18 protein-coding genes are annotated in these 17,694 nt (G+C 64.4%); 16 read left to right on the top strand and 2 right to left on the bottom strand.

Annotated features, from left to right (window positions below):
- Positions 1-10: 10 nt before the first annotated feature.
- Positions 11-535, bottom strand: coding sequence for a gamma carbonic anhydrase family protein (locus tag OKW26_RS27205; RefSeq protein WP_184004143.1), 525 nt, complete (start codon positions 533-535; stop codon positions 11-13).
- 279 nt (positions 536-814) lie between these two features.
- On the opposite strand from OKW26_RS27205, the gene OKW26_RS27200 reads away from it, so the two are divergent.
- The 10 genes from OKW26_RS27200 (at position 815) to OKW26_RS27155 (ending at position 9,993) form a co-directional block, all read left to right on the top strand.
- Positions 815-1,720: a ferritin-like domain-containing protein gene (locus tag OKW26_RS27200; RefSeq protein ID WP_429357133.1), complete on the top strand. Its 906-nt coding sequence runs from the start codon at positions 815-817 to the stop codon at positions 1,718-1,720.
- A gap of 69 nt (positions 1,721-1,789) precedes the next feature.
- Positions 1,790-2,674, top strand: a complete 885-nt coding sequence (locus OKW26_RS27195) for an alpha/beta fold hydrolase (RefSeq protein WP_429355750.1) — start codon at positions 1,790-1,792, stop codon at positions 2,672-2,674.
- Positions 2,675-2,849: 175 nt separating this feature from the next.
- Positions 2,850-3,680, top strand: coding sequence for a 3',5'-nucleoside bisphosphate phosphatase (locus tag OKW26_RS27190; protein ID WP_184057307.1), 831 nt, complete (start codon positions 2,850-2,852; stop codon positions 3,678-3,680).
- Between the two features lie 113 nt (positions 3,681-3,793).
- Positions 3,794-4,429 (top strand): L-threonylcarbamoyladenylate synthase, encoded by a 636-nt coding sequence (locus tag OKW26_RS27185; RefSeq protein ID WP_090800752.1) that lies wholly within the window; start codon positions 3,794-3,796, stop codon positions 4,427-4,429.
- Positions 4,430-4,485: 56 nt separating this feature from the next.
- Positions 4,486-5,148 (top strand): site-2 protease family protein, encoded by a 663-nt coding sequence (locus tag OKW26_RS27180; RefSeq protein ID WP_090800750.1) that lies wholly within the window; start codon positions 4,486-4,488, stop codon positions 5,146-5,148.
- Positions 5,149-5,154: 6 nt separating this feature from the next.
- The gene (locus tag OKW26_RS27175; RefSeq protein ID WP_129959391.1) at positions 5,155-6,357 is read left to right on the top strand and encodes a tryptophan--tRNA ligase; all 1,203 of its coding nucleotides are present in this window, start codon (positions 5,155-5,157) and stop codon (positions 6,355-6,357) included.
- 28 nt (positions 6,358-6,385) lie between these two features.
- Positions 6,386-6,988, top strand: a complete 603-nt coding sequence (locus tag OKW26_RS27170; RefSeq protein ID WP_429355749.1) for a class I SAM-dependent methyltransferase — start codon at positions 6,386-6,388, stop codon at positions 6,986-6,988.
- Positions 6,989-7,031: 43 nt separating this feature from the next.
- Positions 7,032-7,949, top strand: coding sequence for a 4-hydroxy-tetrahydrodipicolinate synthase (gene dapA / locus OKW26_RS27165; protein ID WP_090800745.1), 918 nt, complete (start codon positions 7,032-7,034; stop codon positions 7,947-7,949).
- Between the two features lie 122 nt (positions 7,950-8,071).
- Positions 8,072-9,211 (top strand): outer membrane protein assembly factor BamC, encoded by a 1,140-nt coding sequence (bamC, locus tag OKW26_RS27160; RefSeq protein WP_184022417.1) that lies wholly within the window; start codon positions 8,072-8,074, stop codon positions 9,209-9,211.
- 8 nt (positions 9,212-9,219) lie between these two features.
- On the top strand, positions 9,220-9,993 hold the full coding sequence (locus tag OKW26_RS27155; RefSeq protein WP_429355748.1) for an MBL fold metallo-hydrolase: 774 nt from the start codon (positions 9,220-9,222) through the stop codon (positions 9,991-9,993).
- A 145-nt stretch (positions 9,994-10,138) separates the two neighbouring features.
- Here the strand turns inward: OKW26_RS27155 and OKW26_RS27150 are convergent, their stop codons facing one another.
- The gene (locus OKW26_RS27150) at positions 10,139-10,837 is read right to left on the bottom strand and encodes a Bax inhibitor-1/YccA family protein (protein WP_018417558.1); all 699 of its coding nucleotides are present in this window, start codon (positions 10,835-10,837) and stop codon (positions 10,139-10,141) included.
- A 268-nt stretch (positions 10,838-11,105) separates the two neighbouring features.
- Between OKW26_RS27150 and ndk the strand changes: the two genes are divergently transcribed.
- From ndk to OKW26_RS27120, 6 genes are all read left to right on the top strand, one after another.
- A complete protein-coding gene (gene ndk, locus OKW26_RS27145; protein WP_184057303.1) occupies positions 11,106-11,531 on the top strand; it encodes a nucleoside-diphosphate kinase in 426 nt (141 codons plus the stop codon).
- A 210-nt stretch (positions 11,532-11,741) separates the two neighbouring features.
- Positions 11,742-12,893, top strand: coding sequence for a 23S rRNA (adenine(2503)-C(2))-methyltransferase RlmN (rlmN, locus tag OKW26_RS27140; RefSeq protein ID WP_184057301.1), 1,152 nt, complete (start codon positions 11,742-11,744; stop codon positions 12,891-12,893).
- Between the two features lie 212 nt (positions 12,894-13,105).
- On the top strand, positions 13,106-14,230 hold the full coding sequence (locus OKW26_RS27135; protein WP_429355747.1) for a helix-turn-helix domain-containing protein: 1,125 nt from the start codon (positions 13,106-13,108) through the stop codon (positions 14,228-14,230).
- Positions 14,231-14,315: 85 nt separating this feature from the next.
- On the top strand, positions 14,316-15,632 hold the full coding sequence (gene ispG, locus OKW26_RS27130; RefSeq protein WP_429355746.1) for a flavodoxin-dependent (E)-4-hydroxy-3-methylbut-2-enyl-diphosphate synthase: 1,317 nt from the start codon (positions 14,316-14,318) through the stop codon (positions 15,630-15,632).
- Between the two features lie 21 nt (positions 15,633-15,653).
- Entirely contained in the window at positions 15,654-16,994 is a 1,341-nt protein-coding gene (gene hisS, locus OKW26_RS27125) for a histidine--tRNA ligase (protein WP_429355745.1), read from the top strand.
- A gap of 66 nt (positions 16,995-17,060) precedes the next feature.
- The gene (locus OKW26_RS27120; protein WP_090800729.1) at positions 17,061-17,690 is read left to right on the top strand and encodes a YfgM family protein; all 630 of its coding nucleotides are present in this window, start codon (positions 17,061-17,063) and stop codon (positions 17,688-17,690) included.
- The last annotated feature ends 4 nt before the right edge of the window (positions 17,691-17,694 follow it).

Here is a 17,694-nt window from a genome sequence, read left to right as displayed (position 1 = left end):
CGCCGGCCGTCTAGCCGATGCGTACGAGCTGCGCCTTGAAATACTCGCGGCGCCCGGCATAGCTTGCCGCGCCGCGCTGCATGTTGGCGATATCCGCTTCCGTCAGTTCGCGTACCGCCTTCGCGGGCGCGCCGAGGATCAGCGTATTGTCGGGAAACACCTTGCCCTCGGTGACGATGGCGCCCGCTCCGACCAGACAGTTGCGGCCGATCACCGCGCCATTCAAGACCACCGCCTGAATTCCGATCAACGCGCCTTCCTTGATCGTGCAGCCGTGCAGCATCGCCTGATGGCCGATCGTCACGTTCGACTCGACCGTCAGCGGATAGCCGGGGTCGGTGTGCAGCACCGCGCTTTCCTGCACGTTGCTGCCGGCGCCGATCGTGATCGGCTCGTTGTCGCCGCGCAGTGTCGCGCCGAACCACACGCTCGCGTTCTCCTCGAGCGTTACGTTGCCGATGATGTTCGCCGAATCCGCGACGAACACGCTTTCATGAATGATCGGGGCGGCTTCGCCCAGCTTGTAAATCGTCACAATGTCTCCTTGTTGGTCAGAGCCGGGCCTTCGGTGACTCCGATCCTGCGCACGATGATGGTCTGATCGGTTGCCACGCATGGGCGGGGCGGCGCGCAGCCGGCGCGGTGCGAGGTTGGCGGTCTTGCGTCGCCAACTGACGGGCGTGCCCGAAAGCGCGCCGGTTGGTCGAATCGGGTATTGTAAACGGTTGTGTGCATGAGCCGCTTGGCCGCTCGCGCGCGGCTCAGCCGCCGTCTGTCCGCCGTCTTTACCGCCTCCAACGCCGATCCGTTTGTCATGACGTCCGCCGCTTCGCCCGTTTCTGTCGCTTCTCCCGCATCGAATTCTCACGACGAGCCGCCGTGCGCGCGCCGCGCCGCGCTCGCCGCGTTGCGCGAGCGGGATCCGGCCGCGAAGGCCGGGGCGGCCCGCGAGTTGTACGCTGCGGTACTCGACGGTCGCGCGCTCTGTGACTCCGGCCTCGATCTCGCCGAGCCCGCTGGCCTGCCGGGCCGCCCCGAACGGCCCGAACTGGTCGAACCGCGCCAACTCGGTCGACGCAGCATGCAGTCGCCGCAGGGCCGCGCGGTGCTGCTCCACGCGCTCGCGCACATCGAGTTCAATGCGATCAATCTGGCGCTCGACGCCATCTGGCGTTTCCCCGGCATGCCCGCCGGGTTCTATACCGACTGGCTCAAAGTCGCCGCCGAAGAGGCGTATCACTACTCGCTGCTCGCCGCGCGTCTCGCCGAATATGGCCACGCGTACGGCGACTTCCCGGCGCACGGCGGCCTATGGGATATGTGCGAGCGCACCCGTGGTGACGTGCTCGCGCGCATGGCGCTCGTGCCGCGTACGCTCGAAGCGCGCGGCCTCGACGCGTCGCCGCCGATCCGCGCGCGTCTGCAGCAGGCCGGCGATCACGCGTCGGCGGCGATTCTCGACGTGATCCTGCGCGATGAAATCGGCCACGTGCTGATCGGCAACCGCTGGTTCCGTCACCTGTGCGACGCGGACGGCCTCGATCCGCACCACACCTATCTGCGTCTCGCCGACCAGTATCACGCGCCGAAACTGCGTGGCCCGTTCAATTTCGAAGCGCGCCGCGACGCTGGTTTCGACGACGCCGAACTCGCCGCGCTCGCGAGTCAGGATGCGCAGCAAGCCATGCAGGCAACGGACGACCGAGCATCGCGTCAATAAACCGTTACCACTTCTTGCGCCGCTGTTCCTATAATCGAACGACCATTCTTTTTTACGGGTGCGCCGTTCATGAATACATCCCGCTCTGAGTTCGTTGCCGCGCGCGGCGTCCGGCTGCACGTGCGGCGCTGGGGCCATCCCGATGCGCGGATACTGTTCATGCTGCACGGCTGGATGGACGTCGGCGCGTCGTTCCAGTTCGTCGTCGATGCGCTCGGTGGCGACTGGCAGGTGATCGCGCCCGACATGCGCGGCTTCGGTCTGTCCGACTGGCCGGTCGCCGAGCGCGGCGGCGGCAGCTACTGGGTGCAGGACTATCTCGGCGATCTCGACGCGCTGATCGACCACTACGCGCCCGACGGCCAGGTGAACCTCGTCGGTCACAGCATGGGCGCGAACGTCGTGTGCCTGTATGCGGGCGTGCGGCCGCAGCGGGTACGGCGCGTGGTCGATCTGGAAGGCTTCGGGCTCGCGCGATCGCATCCGGCGCAGGCGCCGAAGCGCCTGCTCAATTGGCTCGACGAATTGCGCGATCCACCCCAGCTCAAGCGCTACGCGTCGCTCGACGAGGTCGCCGCCCGCCTGATCAAAACCAATCCGCGCCTCGTTCCGCGGCGTGCGCAATTTCTCGCGCAGCACTGGTCGAAGCCGGATGGCGAAGGGCGCTTCATGCTGCTCGCCGATCCAGCGCACAAGGTCCGCGGCCCGACGCTGTATCGCCTCGACGAGGTGATGGCGGTGTGGCGTAAGGTCAGCGCGAAGGTGCTGCACGTCGAGGCCGCCGGCTCGCCGACGCTCGCGCAGATCGCCGGCGACATTCCGCTCGACGAATTCAAGGCGCGTTTCCAGGCGTTTCCCGATTGGCGCGAGAAGATCATCGACGGCGCGGGGCACATGGTGCATCACGACCAGCCGGAGCAGATCGCCGCGTTGATCGAGGGGTTCTGCGCCTGACACCGCGCCTGAAGCTACGTTTGAAACGGCGCTCGGGCGCCCGGAGGTCGCGGGATCGGCGCTGACTGGTCTTGACCTCGCGGCACGCCGGCAACCGGCACTGGCGTCGCGAGATACCCCTGCGGCCCCTTACTGCATTGCAGTAAAATGACCGCAGAACCCTTCCAGGACCACGATGAACGCCGATCTTCACTGCCACTCCACCGTTTCCGACGGCCAGTTCGCGCCGGCCGACGTCGCGCGCCGCGCGCACGCTAACGGCGTGACGCTGTGGGCGCTCACCGATCACGACGAAGTGGGCGGCCAGCACGAGGCGCGCACCGCGGCCGAGGCTCTCGGCATGGATTACCTGAGCGGCGTCGAGATTTCGGTCACGTGGGCGGGGCGCACCGTGCACATCGTCGGACTCGGCATCGATCCGGGCAGCCAGATCCTGATCGACGGTCTCGCCCGCACGCGCGACGGCCGCGCCGCGCGCGCCGAAGCAATCGGCGAGCAACTGGCCACGCTCGGCATTCCAGACGCGTACGAGGGCGCGCTGCATTACGTATCGAATCCCGACATGATGTCGCGCACGCATTTCGCGCGCTTCCTGGTCGAGCACGGCCACTGCGCAAACACCCAGGAAGTGTTCGACCGCTATCTCGGCGACGGCAAGCCGGCTTACGTCGCGCACCGCTGGGCCAGGCTCGCCGACGCACTCGGCTGGATCCAGGCCGCGGGCGGCGTCGCGATCGTCGCGCATCCCGGTCGTTACGCATATTCGCAACTCGAATTCGACGCGTTCTTTGGCGAATTCATCGACCTCGGCGGCGAGGCGATCGAGGTCGTGACCGGCAGCCACACGCCCGACCAGTACCGCGAATATGCGGACGTCGCGCGTCGCTATGGCTTCGAGGCCTCGCGCGGTTCGGACTTCCATGCGCCTGGCGAAGGCCGCATCGAACTCGGTGCACTGCCGCCGCTACCCGCCGATCTGAAGCCCGTTTGGGAACGCTGGCTGTGACCGCGCGCCGTGCCGGAGCGGCACGGCGCGCGCGCGGGCCGGCTGGATGCGGCACGCGCTCTGCTCGCCGCAGCCCATCCGCCGCAGTTCGTCTGCCGCCATCGTGAGTCTCCATGTCCCAATACTTTCGGCTTCACCCCGACAATCCGCAACCGCGTCTCGTCAAGCAGGCCGTGCAGATCATCAACGGCGGCGGCGTGGTCGCGTTGCCGACCGATTCGACCTACGCGCTCGCCTGCCGTCTCGACGACAAGGATGCGGTCGAACGCCTGCGGCGCATCCGCGGACTCGACGAAAAGCAACTACTGTCGCTGCTCGTGCGTGATCTGTCGGAGCTCGCCAATTTTGCTATGGTGGACAACTGGCAGTACAGGCTGCTTAAGTCGGTGACCCCGGGTCCGTACGTGTTCGTGCTGCAGGCCACCAAGGAAGTGCCGCGGCGCGTGTCGCATCCGTCGCGCAAGACGATCGGCCTGCGCGTGCCGGATCACGCGATCACGCTCGCGATTCTCGAGGAGCTTGGCCAGCCGCTGCTCGGCTCGACACTGATCATGCCCGGCGAAACCGAGCCGCTGAACGACCCCGAGGAAATCCGCGCGCGGCTCGAAAAGCAGCTCGATCTGGTGATCGACGGCGGCGCGTGCGTGTGCGAGCCGTCCACCGTGATCGATCTGACCGGCTCGGAGCCGGTGCTGGTGCGGGCAGGGCGCGGCTCGCTCGCGCCGTTCGGTCTCGAGGAAACGGCGTGAGCGTCGTGAGCGAAAGCGGACAGACACGCGCGAGCGCATTGTTACAATAGCGAGCTATGGATTCTTCCCTGATACAGACGATTGCGGTGTACGCGCTGCCGGTGATCTTCGCGATTACGCTGCACGAGGCTGCGCACGGCTACGTCGCGCGCTGGCTCGGCGACAACACCGCGTACGTGCTCGGCCGCGTGTCGCTGAACCCGATGCGGCACATCGATCCGCTCGGCACGATCGCCATTCCGCTGCTGCTGTACTTCGCGACGAGCGGCGCGTTCGTGTTCGGCTATGCGAAGCCGGTGCCGGTCGCGTTCGGCAATCTGCGCAACCCGCGCTGGGGCAGCCTATGGGTCGCGGCGGCCGGGCCCATGTGCAATTTCATCCAGGCGCTGTTCTGGGGCGTGTTCGGCGTTGCGCTCGCGGGGCTCAATGTCAACGAACCGTTTTTCACGCGCATGGCGGGCGCGGGCGTCGGCGTCAATCTCGTGCTCGGCGTGCTGAACCTGTTTCCGCTGCCGCCGCTCGATGGCGGCCGCGTGGTGATGGCCCTGTTGCCGCCGAAGCAATCGATCGCGTTGTCGCGGCTCGAGCCGTACGGCTTTTTCATCGTGATGGCGCTGGTGATGACGGGTACGCTCACGCGTTTCTGGTTGAGGCCACTCGTGACGCTCGGGTATAGCGCGATCACCGCAATTCTGACTCCACTTGTTTCGCTTTTCTAAATAACCATGTTCCCAGACCGTATCTTCTCCGGCATGCGGCCCACCGGGTCGCTGCACCTCGGCCACTATCACGGCGTGCTGAAAAACTGGGTGCGGCTGCAGTCCGAATACCCGTGCTTCTTCTGCGTGGTCGACTGGCACGCACTGACGACGCACTACGAAACGCCCGAAGTGATCGAAAAGAACGTGTGGGACGTGCTGATCGACTGGCTCGCTTCCGGCATCGATCCGGCGCAGGCGACGCTGTTCATCCAGAGCAAGGTGCCCGAGCATGCCGAGCTGGCGCTGCTGCTCGGCATGAGCACGCCGCTCGGCTGGCTCGAACGCGTGCCGACCTACAAGGAGCAGATGGAAAAGCTGAAGGACAAGGACCTGTCCACCTACGGCTTCCTCGGCTATCCGGTGCTGATGGCGGCGGACATTCTGCTGTATCGCGGCTCGCTCGTGCCGGTCGGTGAAGACCAGGTGCCGCACGTCGAGATGACGCGCGAAATCGCCCGTCGTTTCAACTACCTGTACGGCCGTGAGCCGGGCTTCGAGGAGAAGGCGAACGAAGCCGCGAAGAAGCTCGGCGGCAAGCGCTCGAAGCTGTATCACGAGTTGCGCAACGCGTATCAGCAGGAAGGCGACGACGAAGCGCTCGAACGCGCGCGGGCGATGCTGCAGGAATCGCAAAGCCTGTCGATGAGCGATCGCGAGCGCCTGTTCGGCTATCTCGAAGGTTCGCGCAAGATCATCCTCGTCGAGCCGCAGGCGATGCTGACCGAGGCGTCGCGCATGCCGGGTCTCGACGGCCAGAAGATGTCGAAGTCGTACGGCAACACGATCGGCCTGCGCGAAGACGCGGAAACCATCACGAAGAAGGTCCGCACGATGCCGACCGACCCCGCGCGCGTGCGCCGCACCGATCCGGGCGACCCCGACAAGTGTCCGGTGTGGCAGTTGCATCAGGTCTATACCGACGAAGCGACCCACGAGTGGGTGCAGAAGGGCTGCCGCTCGGCAGGCATCGGTTGCCTCGATTGCAAGCAGCCGGTCGTCGAAGGGATTCTGCGCGAGCAGCAGCCGATGCTCGAGCGCGCGCAGAAGTACATGGACGACCCGTCGCTGTTGCGCGCGATCGTCGCCGATGGCTGCGACAAGGCACGCCGGTTCGCGACCGAAACGATGCGCGACGTCCGTGAGGCGATGGGGCTGTCGTACAGCTGATGCACACCCGACGCGCCGCGGTGCAGCGATGAGCACGCCCGTTACCAGTGGCTTGCATGGCCTCGGTGAACCGTCGCGCTGGGTGCGTCACTGGGCGCACCTGATCGCGCCGGGCGGCGCGGTGCTCGACGTCGCGTCGGGGGCCGGGCGGCATGCGCGCTTTTTTGCGTCGCTCGGCCATCCGGTCACCGCGATCGATCGCGACGCGGTTGCTCTCGACCTGCTGCGCGACGCGCCGCTCGTCACACTTCTCGTGGCCGATCTCGAAGGCGCGACGTGGCCACTACCGGCCGATGCGGCGTTCGCCGCCGTCGTGGTCACCAACTACCTGCACCGGCCGCTTTTTCCGCAGTTGCTGCGCGCGCTCGCGCCCGGCGGCGTACTGGTTTACGAGACCTTCGCGCAAGGAAACGAAAGCGTCGGCAAACCCTCCAATCCGGCGTTTTTGCTCGCGCCTGGCGAGCTCCTCGACACCGTGCAGGGCCACCTGCGGGTGATCGCATTTCAGGACGGATTTCTCGCCGAGCCGCGTCCGGCCTACGTTCAGCGCATCTGCGCGGTTCGGGAAACGGCCAGGGCGCATGATCCCGCACGGGCAACAGCGCCACCTTGTTACGAGTTGGCTGGCTAATCCGCTACAATCGCGGTTTACCTGATCATATTCATGGCGTTTCATGACTAACGGCAACCACAGCGGTCACCAGGACGGCGTTCAGATCCGCGGCAGCATTCCTGCCATCATCACTCCGATGCTCGAAGACGGCAGCCTCGATCTGCCGGCGTTTCGCAAACTGATCGACTGGCACGTCGAGGAAGGCACGAATGCGCTCGTCGTGGTCGGCACGAGCGGCGAGTCGGCCACGCTGTCGGTCGAAGAACACGTGCTCATGGTCAAGACCGCAGTCGAGCACACCGCTGGACGCATTCCTGTCATCGCGGGCGCGGGTGCCAATTCCACCGCTGAGGCGATCGAACTCACGCAACACGCGAAGGACGTCGGCGCGGATGCCACGCTGCAGGTCGTGCCGTACTACAACAAGCCGACCCAGGAAGGCATCTACCGCCATTTCGCGAAGATCGCCGAAACCGTCGATCTGCCAGTGATTCTGTACAACGTGCCGGGCCGCACCGTCGCCGACATGAGCAACGAGACCATCCTGCGCTGCGCACAGGTGCCGGGCATCGTCGGCGTGAAGGAGGCCACGGGCAACATCGACCGCGCCGCGCATCTGATCAAGTCGGCGCCGGCGCATTTCGGCATCTATAGCGGCGACGACCCCACCGCGATCGCGCTGATGCTGCTCGGCGGTCACGGCAATATTTCGGTCACCGCGAACGTCGCGCCGCGCGCAATGAGCGAACTGTGCAAGGCCGCGCTCGCCGCGGACGTGAAGACCGCGCGCGAGATTCATCTGAAACTCCTGTCACTGCACAAGTACCTGTTTGCCGAAGCGAATCCGATTCCGGCGAAGTGGGCGCTGCAGCAACTGGGGCGTGTGCAGGGCGGCATCCGCCTGCCGCTCACGCCGCTCGACGCGCAATACCACGAAGTGGTGCGCGGCGCGCTGCGCGAAGCGGGCCTGCTCGGCTGAACGGGCGACCGTCCCGCCGCCCACGCAAGACCGCCACCGGCATTTCATTAACCGACGTCGCTTCAGCCCACGTTCCCGGCAGATCGAACGAGGCATCGCGTTCCAGCATCACGAAGGACCTCATGAAACGTTCCGCACTTTCCCTCCACGCAACCCGCATGGCGGCGCTGGCGCTTGCCCTGTCGACGCTCGCCGGCTGTGACACGCTGAACGACTGGTTCGCTTCCGACCGCGTCAACTACAAGGCGACCTCGAGCGCGCCGCCGCTCGCCGTGCCGAGCGATCTGAGCACGTCGCCGAACGACCAGCGCTATGTGGCACCGCCGGCCAATCTGGCGCTTGGTGGCACGCCGACGCGCGCTGTCACGGCGGCCGGCAACGCGACCGAAGGTCAGCCGAACGCGCAGGATCCGCTCGGCATGCATATCGAGCGCGACGGCGACCGTCGCTGGCTGGTGGTAGACGGCCGTTCCCCGGAACAGCTCTGGCCGCAGCTGCAGGAGTTCTGGCAGGAAAACGGCTTCGTGCTGAAGACCGATGCGCCGGCCACCGGCATCATGACGACCGACTGGGCGGAAAACCGCGCGAACATTCCGGACGACTGGTTCCGCCGCACGATCGGCAAGGTCATCGACTTCGCCTATTCGTCGGGCACCCGCGACAGTTTCCGCACGCTGGTATCGCGCGGTCCGGACAGCGCGACCGATATCTCGATCACGCACAGCGCGATGGAAGAGGTGATGACCGGGCAGGACAAGACGTCTTCGCGCTGGGAAGAGCGTCCGCGTGATCCGGCGCTCGAGGCGCTGTTTCTCGCCAAGCTGATGCAGAAGTTCGGCCTGACTGAAGCACAATCGAAGCAGTTGCTGACCGACGCGCGCACCGCCGCCGCGCCGACCACGATCGAGCAGAACGCGGGTGCGTCGACGCTCGATCTGCAGGAGTCGTTCGACCGTGCCTGGCTGCGTGTGGGCCTCGCGCTCGATCGCACCAACTTTACGGTCGACAACCGCGATCGCGAGAAGGGCATCTACTACGTGCGCTACGCGGATTCGATGCAGGAACTGAAGAAGGAAGGCCTGTTCGGCAAACTGTTCTACAGCGGCAATTCGACGCGCAAGCCGGGCCAGGAATTCCTCGTCAACGTGCGCGCGAAGGGCGACGCAGTGACGCAGGTCGCGGTCGTCGACGCGAATGGGCAGATCGACACGTCGTCGGACGCGCAGCGCATCGTGTCGCTGCTGCACGCGCAACTGAACTAAGGCGGGTCGTGCGCTTCGCAAGTCTCGGCAGCGGCAGTGAAGGCAATGCGCTGCTGGTGGAGGCGCGCAGCGGTGCGGTCACCACGCGTGTGCTGCTCGATTGCGGTTTTTCCGCGCGCGAAGTCGAGCGGCGTCTGACGCGGCTCGGCGCGAGTGCCGAGCACCTCGACGCGATCCTGATTACGCATGAACATAGCGATCACATCGGCAGCGGATTGACGCTGGCGCGCAAGTGGTCGATTCCGCTGTACATGAGCTGGGGCACCGCGCGCGCGGTGGGCGCCGACGAAGCCGATGTTGACCTGCAGGTGCTGTGGGGCGACGAGGCGGTATCGATCGGAGAGCTCAGCGTTCTCCCTTATACCGTTCCGCACGACGCCCGCGAACCGCTCCAATACGTGTTCTCGAACGGCGCGAGCCGGCTTGGCGTGCTCACCGACGTGGGCACGTCCACGCCGCATATCAGCGCGGTGCTGAGTGGCTGCGACGCGCTCGTGCTCGAATGCAATCATGACGTGCAGATGCTCGCGGGCAGTCGTTATCCGCCGTCGCTGAAGGCGCGTATCGGCGGCAATCACGGGCATCTGAACAATCACGCGGCGGCTGAAATTTTGGCGTCGCTCGACCGCTCCCGCTTGCGGCATCTGGTCGCAGCGCATCTGAGCCAGCAGAACAATCTGCCGGAACTTGCGCAGGCGGCGCTGGCGGGCGTGCTTGACGCGTCTCCCACGGAGGTGGTGGTTGCGTCGCAGAGCGAAGGTTTCGCGTGGTTGACGGTGTGACTGTGGCGCCCGGTTGGCGTCCAGTCGCGCTGCACGCCATGCACTGGGTGGTCAGGTAATGAAAAAGCCCATAACGAGCAATCGTTATGGGCTTCTAATTTGAGCGTCGAGTGCGGCGTGGGGCACGCCGCACGACCGGGCAAACTTAATTGCGGTTGCCGCCAAAAATGCCGAGCAGCGCAAGCAGATTGACGAACACGTTGTACAGATCCAGGTAGATCGCCAGCGTCGCCGTGATGTAATTTGTCTCGCCGCCGTTCACGACGCGCTGCACGTCGAACATGATGTAGGCGGAAAAGATCACGATTGCCATGACTGAAACCGTCAGCATCAGCGCCGGCAGTTGCAGGAACACGTTCGCGACCGAAGCCAGCAGGATCACGATCACGCCCATGAAGAGCCACTTGCCGAGGCCCGAGAAGTCGCGTTTGCTGACCGTGGCGATGGTCGCCATGGCCGCGAAGATCACACCGGTGCCACCAAAAGCGAGCATGATCAGCGACGGCCCGTTCGAGAAGCCGAGCACGAACGCGAGAATGCGCGACAGCATCAGCCCCATGAAGAACGTGAAGCCGAGCAGTACGAAGACGCCGACGGCGCTGTCCTTGGTGCGCTGGATCGCGAACATGAAGCCGAAGGCGATCGCGAAGAATGCCAGCATGCTCATGGCGGGGCTGGTGGCGGCGAACAGTGAGAAGCCGGTGGCAAGACCCACCCACGCGCCGAGCACGGTCGGAATCATGGACAGCGCGAGCAGCCAGTAGGTATTCCGTAGCACGCGGTTGCGTGTTTCGACCGTGCTGACCGCGCCGTTGCGGCCAAACATATACGGATGTTCGTTCATGATCTCTCCTTACCTCGGAAGCGTGTTTCGTGATGGTGATACCGCAATTTGCGAAGCGCCGGCGGGCGCACCGTTCATCCGTAAGATTAGCGCGGCAGCACGGAGTTTCAATACCTCCAGTCGCCCACATCGCCTACGCTACCAGTATTTCGCGCCCTTTGCCTTGATCCTTTCAGTGCTGTAAGGGTTCAATCGCAATGATGCACGGGAACATGCTACAATAGCGGATTCATTTGAATCTGTAACTTCTTAATTTTTTGGAGTTTTTATGGCGATCGAGCGCACCCTGTCGATTATCAAACCGGACGCAGTGGCCAAGAACGTGATCGGCCAGATCTATACCCGTTTTGAAAACGCTGGTCTGAAGATCGTGGCATCGCGCATGGTTCATCTGTCGCGTGCTGACGCCGAGAAGTTCTACGCCGTGCACGCAGCACGTCCGTTCTTCAAGGACCTCGTTGAATTCATGATCTCGGGTCCGGTGGTCGTGCAGGCGCTGGAAGGCGAAAACGCGATCCTGAAACACCGGGATCTGATGGGTGCGACTGACCCGAAGAAGGCAGAAAAGGGCTCGATCCGTGCCGACTTCGCGGACAGCATCGACGCCAACGCGGTGCACGGCTCGGACGCACCGGAAACGGCCGCGATTGAAATCGCATTCTTCTTCCCCCAAGTCAACGTCTACTCGCGTTGAGCGCCTCGCGCTGAGGTCAGGCGGTGGCCTCGGTCGTAAGCCGTGTCCGCCTGGCGCGTTTCGTGCAGCCGAGTTGTTTTATCGCATGAATCGCGCGCGTTGCACGGCAAAGTAGTAAGGTAAAAGCAGCAGGAATGGGCGCGAACGGGCACGGCGTTCATGCAGCTTGTTGCATGAACGTAGTCTCGCAATGAAATGGCAGGATTCGATATGACGAGCAGTCCCTCCGTCAACCTTCTCGACCTCGACGCCCAAGGGCTCGTCGCCTATTGCGACAGCCTGGGCGAGAAACCGTTTCGCGCCAAGCAATTGCAGCGCTGGATTCATCAATACAACGCTGCCGACTTCGACGGCATGACCGATCTCGCGAAGTCCTTGCGCGAAAAGCTCAAAGGGCGCGCCGCGATCACGATGCCGGGCGTTGTCAGCGACCACGTTTCGTCGGACGGCACACGCAAGTGGCTGATCGACGTCGGAAACGGCAACGCCGTTGAAACCGTCTACATCCCCGAAGAAACGCGCGGCACGCTGTGTGTGTCGTCACAGGCTGGGTGTGCGGTCAACTGCCGGTTCTGCTCGACCGGCAAGCAGGGGTTCTCCCGCAATCTCACCACCGGCGAAATCATCGGCCAGTTGCGCATGGCTGAGTTTGCGCTGCGCGCGTCGCGTGGTGATGCTGGCGGCCGCGCGATGGGCGGCGACGGCAAGGGCGAGCGCGTCGTCACGAACGTCGTGATGATGGGGATGGGCGAGCCGCTGCTCAATTACGACGCGGTCGTGCCGGCCATGCGCCTGATGCTCGACGACAATGCGTACGGCCTGTCGCGCCGGCGCGTCACGTTGTCCACTTCGGGTGTCGTACCGATGATGGACCGGCTCGGCGCGGATCTGCCCGTGGCGCTCGCGGTGTCGCTGCATGCCTCGAACGACGCGCTGCGCGACGTGCTGGTGCCGCTCAACAAAAAGTATCCGCTGCGCGAGCTGATGGCGGCGTGCGAGCGCTATCTGAAAGTCGCGCCGCGAGATTTCATTACGTTCGAATACTGCATGCTCGATGGCGTGAACGACAGCGAGGCGCACGCGCGCGAGTTGCTCGCCGTCACGCGTAACGTGCCGTGCAAGTTCAATCTGATTCCGTTCAATCCGTTCCCCGAATCGGGCCTTATCCGTTCGAAGCCGGAACAGATCAAGCGGTTTGCGCAGGTGTTGATGGACGCTGGCGTGGTCACCACTGTGCGCAAGACCCGCGGCGACGATATCGATGCTGCCTGCGGTCAGCTGGCCGGCGCGGTCAAAGACCGCACGCGTCTTGCTGAGCGCACCGGGAAGGCGGCGAAGGTGATCGAGGTTCGCGCCGTGTAATCGCGAGGGGCGGCAGGGCGTCGGCGTTCGGCGGAAAATACCGCGAGCGCAAAAATGCTCCCATGCCACCTGCGATTAAAAGAAAGTTTGCAGAATCGATCGGGAGCGGTACACAAAGCCGCACATTTTGTTATAAACGGTCTGCGATTTGGACGTGACGCTCGAGCCCGTCCGGTCGCACGATTAAAAGAATCGACGCGAAAGGATTTGGGATGAGTGAGCCGCAGCACCCGCAGCCGCACGAGATAGACACGAGCGATGGCCATCCGGCACCCGTTGCAAGGGCGGTGGTCCAGCCTGTCGTGCAGCCGGCCCTTGATTCGTTGGCAGCGGTTGGCGCGCGCTTGACCCAGTTGCGCGAGTCGAAAGGCTGGACTATCGAGGACGTGTCGGCGCGGCTGAAGGTGTCGGTCGTCAAGCTGAGCGCGCTCGAGGCGGGTGACGTCAGCCATCTGCCGGACACGACGTTCGCACTCGGCGTCGTGCGCAGCTACGCGAAAATGCTGGGCGCCGATCCGGCGCCTTTTACGGCGGCGCTGCGTCGCGAGAAGGGCGTGCCGGCACCGAATCTGTCGATGCCGGCGTCATCGGGCAAGGATCTGCCGCGCGGTAAGGTTTCGCTGTCGCTCGGCGACAGCGGGCATAAGAGCCGTTCGTGGCTGTGGGGCATTGCGGCGATCGTCGTCGCGGTCATCGCACTCGGGATGTGGCGCACTAACGGCGGTGATTCGTCCGCGTGGCTCGCGCGCCTGAAGGCAAGCGCGAATAGTTCGACTATCAGCGACACGGCGGCTTCGGGCGCGGTCGCTCAGGGTCCGGCGACGGCGGCGGAAGGGGCATCGGCGCCCGACGCGGCGGCCACGGCTGACAACGCGGCGAGCGCGGATAATGCGGCGTCTGCGTCGGCAACGCCGATGCCGGCTCCGCTTGCCACTGGCACCGCGCCGGGCTCGGCCCTGGCAGCGAATACAGCGGCAACGCCGGCACCGAAGGCCGGCTCGCAGGCTCAGGCACAGGCCGCCATGGAGAGCGCAAATGCACCGGCGGTCGTGGCGAACGCGTCGGCACCGGCGGTCACGCCAGCGCTCGGCGAGGCGGTCGTCGCGCTGCGCGTGACGCAGGACAGCTGGTTCAGCGTGCGTGACAAGAACGGCAAGGAACTGTTCTCCGGCCTCGTGCATGCCGGCGATCCGAAGCAAGTGACGGGTGTCGGTCCGTTCAAGGTCACGGTCGGCAACAAGGCGGGTCTCGAGTCGGTGACGCTCGACGGCCAGCCGGTCGATCCGTCGAAATATGCGACAGCCAAGGGCAACGTGGCGCGCTTTGCGCTGCCTTGACAGATACGGTACGCGCCGCGGTCAACCGGTCCGCGGCGCTTTTTCAATTCAGGCGCTGCGTTTTTGCATAGCGCGTGCGGCGTAAATGGGTTTTTCGATGCAAACCGAAGCTCAATCCCAATCCTGTAGCAAGATCGTTTCAGACGAGCCGGTGTTCGGCGGCCCCGCGATGCGGCGCAAGTCGCATGCGGTCAACGTCCGCTGGGGCGGCCAGCTCGTGACCATCGGCGGCGATGCGCCGGTGCGCGTGCAGTCGATGACCAACACCGACACCGCCGACGCGATCGGTACCGCCATCCAGATCAAGGAACTGGCGCAAGCCGGGTCCGAACTGGTGCGTATCACCGTGAATACGCCGGACGCGGCGGCGGCCGTGCCGGCGATCCGCGAGCAACTCGACCGCATGGGCGTGATGGTGCCGCTCGTCGGCGACTTCCATTACAACGGCCACCTGCTGCTGCGCGACTATCCGGGCTGCGCGGAATCGCTGTCGAAGTACCGGATCAATCCGGGCAACGTCGGACACGGCGCGAAGCGCGACACGCAGTTCGCGCAGATGATCGAGACGGCGGTCAAATACGACAAGCCGGTGCGCATCGGCGTGAACTGGGGCAGCCTCGACCAGGACCTGCTCGCGAAGATGATGGACGAAAACGGCTCGCGCGCCACTCCGTGGGAAGCGCAAAGCGTGATGTACGAAGCGCTGATCCAGTCGGCGATCGGCTCGGCGGAACGTGCGGTTGAACTCGGCCTCGGGCGCGACCAGATCATCCTGTCGTGCAAGGTCAGCGGCGTGCAGGATCTGATTGCCGTGTACCGCGAACTCGCGCGCCGTTGCGATTTCGCGCTGCATCTTGGCCTGACCGAAGCGGGCATGGGCTCGAAGGGCATCGTCGCGTCGACTGCGGCGCTGTCGGTTCTGCTGCAGCAGGGCATCGGCGATACGATCCGTATTTCGCTGACGCCGGAACCGGGCGCGTCGCGCACAGGCGAAGTGATCGTCGGTCAGGAGATTTTGCAGACCATGGGCCTGCGCTCGTTCACGCCGATGGTGATCGCGTGCCCCGGCTGCGGGCGCACCACGAGCACGCTGTTCCAGGAACTCGCGTCGCAGATCCAGACCTACCTGCGTCAGCAGATGCCGGTGTGGCGCGACCAGTATCCCGGCGTCGAGCAGATGCACGTCGCGGTGATGGGCTGCATCGTCAATGGTCCGGGCGAATCGAAGCAGGCGAATATCGGCATCAGCCTGCCGGGCTCGGGCGAGAATCCGGCCGCGCCGGTGTTCATCGACGGCGAAAAGGTGAAGACGCTGCGCGGCGAGAACATCGCGCAAGAATTCCAGCAAATCGTGAGCGACTACGTCGAGCGCCGCTATGGCCGCGCCGACGCGCTCAACTAAAAACCGGCTATCGAAACACAGATGACTGAACAGAAGAAAAAGCTCGAGAAGCTGTCTGGCGTGAAGGGCATGAACGACATCCTTCCGCAGGAAGCCGGGCTCTGGGAATTTTTCGAAACCACCGTCAAGTCGATGCTGCGTTCGTACGGATACCAGAATATCCGCACGCCGATCGTCGAGCATACGCAGCTGTTCACACGCGGTATCGGCGAAGTGACCGACATCGTCGAAAAAGAGATGTACAGCTTCACCGACGCATTGAACGGCGAAAACCTGACGATGCGCCCGGAAAACACGGCGGCCGTGGTGCGCGCGTCGATCGAACACAACATGCTGTACGATGGCCCGAAGCGTCTGTGGTATATCGGTCCGATGTTCCGTCACGAGCGTCCGCAGCGCGGCCGTTATCGCCAGTTCCACCAGGTCGGTGTCGAGGCGCTCGGTTTCGCGGGTCCGGATGCGGACGCGGAAATCATCATGATGTGCCAGCGTCTGTGGGACGACCTCGGCCTGACTGGCATCAAGCTCGAAATCAACTCGTTGGGCCTCGCTGAAGAGCGCGCCGCGCATCGTGTCGAACTGATCGCGTATCTCGAAAAGCACATGGACGTGCTCGACGAAGAGGCGAAGCGCCGTCTCTATACGAACCCGCTGCGCGTGCTCGATACGAAGAATCCTGCGCTGCAGGAAGTCGCGCGGAACGCGCCGAAGCTGATCGATTTTCTTGGGGAAGAATCGCGCGCGCACTTCGAAGCTCTGCAGCGTCTGCTGAAGGCGAACAATCTTCCGTTCACGATCAATCCGCGTCTCGTGCGCGGTCTCGATTACTACAATCTGACCGTGTTCGAGTGGGTGACCGACAAACTCGGCGCGCAAGGCACGGTCGCGGCGGGCGGCCGCTACGATCCGCTGATCGAACAGCTCGGCGGCAAGCCGACGGCTGCGTGCGGCTGGGCGATGGGCGTCGAGCGGATTCTCGAGCTGCTGAAGGAAGAACAGCTCGTGCCGGAAGACGAAGGTTGCGACGTGTACGTGGTCCATCAGGGCGACACCGCGCGCGAGCAGGCGTTCATCATCGCCGAGCGTCTGCGCGATACCGGTCTCGACGTGATCCTGCATTGCAGCGCGGACGGTCAGTCGGCAAGCTTCAAGTCGCAGATGAAGCGCGCCGACGCGAGCGGCGCCGCGTTCGCGGTCGTGCTCGGCGAAGATGAGATCTCCAACGGCACGGTCGGCGTGAAACCGCTGCGCGATACGCAAGCCCACGGCGGTAAGAACGAGCAACAGAACGTGCCCGCCGAAGACTTGACCGAATATCTAATCAATGCGATGGTTGCATCCGCCGAAGACGGCGACGACTGATCGCGATGTCGTTGGGCCGGCTGGCTCGACACGCACACGCAGCAAGAATGAGGAAATCGCCGGGCAATGAGTTACCACGACGAACAAGAATCGATTGAAAGTCTGAAGGCATGGTGGACGCAGTGGGGCAATGCGACCACGTGGATCGTGCTGGTGGTGTTGCTGGCAGGCGCGAGCTGGAACGGTTGGAATTTCTGGCAGCGTCGTCAGGCCGCGGAAGCCGCGGTGCTGTATGACCAGGTTCAGCAAGCCGCGGCATCGGGCGATAAGGCGCAGATTGCGCGCGTCGCCGCCGACATGGAAGACAAGTTCGGCCGTACTGCCTACGCGCAGATGACCGCGCTCGGCGCCGCCAAGGCGCTGTACGCCGCTGGCGACGAAGCCGGCGCGAAAGCGCAGCTGCAATGGACGATCGATCACGCGAAGGACGACGAGTTCAAGCAGATCGCGAAGCTGCGCATGGCATCGCTGCTGCTCGACGACAAGGCATACGACCAGGGCCTCGCGCTCCTGGCCGAGCCACAATCCGATGCCTTCAAGGGCGTCGTGGCGGACCGCCGCGGCGACCTGCTCGCCGCCCAGGGCAAGCGCGACGACGCGCGCGCGGCCTACAAGCTCGCGCTCGACTCGCTGTCGAACAGCGACAGTTCGGCGCGCCAGCTGATCCAGTTCAAGCTGGATGCGCTTGGCGGCTGAGCGT

Origin of the sequence: Paraburkholderia sp. 32 (genome assembly GCF_050435345.1) — a bacterium.
Taxonomy (GTDB): Bacteria; Pseudomonadota; Gammaproteobacteria; order Burkholderiales; family Burkholderiaceae; genus Paraburkholderia; species Paraburkholderia tuberum.
This window is presented reverse-complemented; position numbering and strand designations above follow the sequence as displayed.

What these genes read in the sequence shown, in the direction of transcription:
- ispG (WP_429355746.1), top strand. Translation starts at nt 14,316, where the DNA reads ATGGGTTTTTCGATGCAAACCGAAGCTCAATCCCAATCCTGTAGCAAG.
- OKW26_RS27190 (WP_184057307.1), top strand. Translation starts at nt 2,850, where the DNA reads ATGAACGCCGATCTTCACTGCCACTCCACCGTTTCCGACGGCCAGTTC.
- OKW26_RS27195 (WP_429355750.1), top strand. Translation starts at nt 1,790, where the DNA reads ATGAATACATCCCGCTCTGAGTTCGTTGCCGCGCGCGGCGTCCGGCTG.
- OKW26_RS27135 (WP_429355747.1), top strand. Translation starts at nt 13,106, where the DNA reads ATGAGTGAGCCGCAGCACCCGCAGCCGCACGAGATAGACACGAGCGAT.
- OKW26_RS27150 (WP_018417558.1), bottom strand. Translation starts at nt 10,837, where the DNA reads ATGAACGAACATCCGTATATGTTTGGCCGCAACGGCGCGGTCAGCACG.
- OKW26_RS27185 (WP_090800752.1), top strand. Translation starts at nt 3,794, where the DNA reads ATGTCCCAATACTTTCGGCTTCACCCCGACAATCCGCAACCGCGTCTC.
- OKW26_RS27120 (WP_090800729.1), top strand. Translation starts at nt 17,061, where the DNA reads ATGAGTTACCACGACGAACAAGAATCGATTGAAAGTCTGAAGGCATGG.
- dapA (WP_090800745.1), top strand. Translation starts at nt 7,032, where the DNA reads ATGACTAACGGCAACCACAGCGGTCACCAGGACGGCGTTCAGATCCGC.
- OKW26_RS27170 (WP_429355749.1), top strand. Translation starts at nt 6,386, where the DNA reads ATGAGCACGCCCGTTACCAGTGGCTTGCATGGCCTCGGTGAACCGTCG.
- hisS (WP_429355745.1), top strand. Translation starts at nt 15,654, where the DNA reads ATGACTGAACAGAAGAAAAAGCTCGAGAAGCTGTCTGGCGTGAAGGGC.
- OKW26_RS27175 (WP_129959391.1), top strand. Translation starts at nt 5,155, where the DNA reads ATGTTCCCAGACCGTATCTTCTCCGGCATGCGGCCCACCGGGTCGCTG.
- OKW26_RS27180 (WP_090800750.1), top strand. Translation starts at nt 4,486, where the DNA reads ATGGATTCTTCCCTGATACAGACGATTGCGGTGTACGCGCTGCCGGTG.
- rlmN (WP_184057301.1), top strand. Translation starts at nt 11,742, where the DNA reads ATGACGAGCAGTCCCTCCGTCAACCTTCTCGACCTCGACGCCCAAGGG.
- ndk (WP_184057303.1), top strand. Translation starts at nt 11,106, where the DNA reads ATGGCGATCGAGCGCACCCTGTCGATTATCAAACCGGACGCAGTGGCC.
- OKW26_RS27200 (WP_429357133.1), top strand. Translation starts at nt 815, where the DNA reads ATGACGTCCGCCGCTTCGCCCGTTTCTGTCGCTTCTCCCGCATCGAAT.
- bamC (WP_184022417.1), top strand. Translation starts at nt 8,072, where the DNA reads ATGAAACGTTCCGCACTTTCCCTCCACGCAACCCGCATGGCGGCGCTG.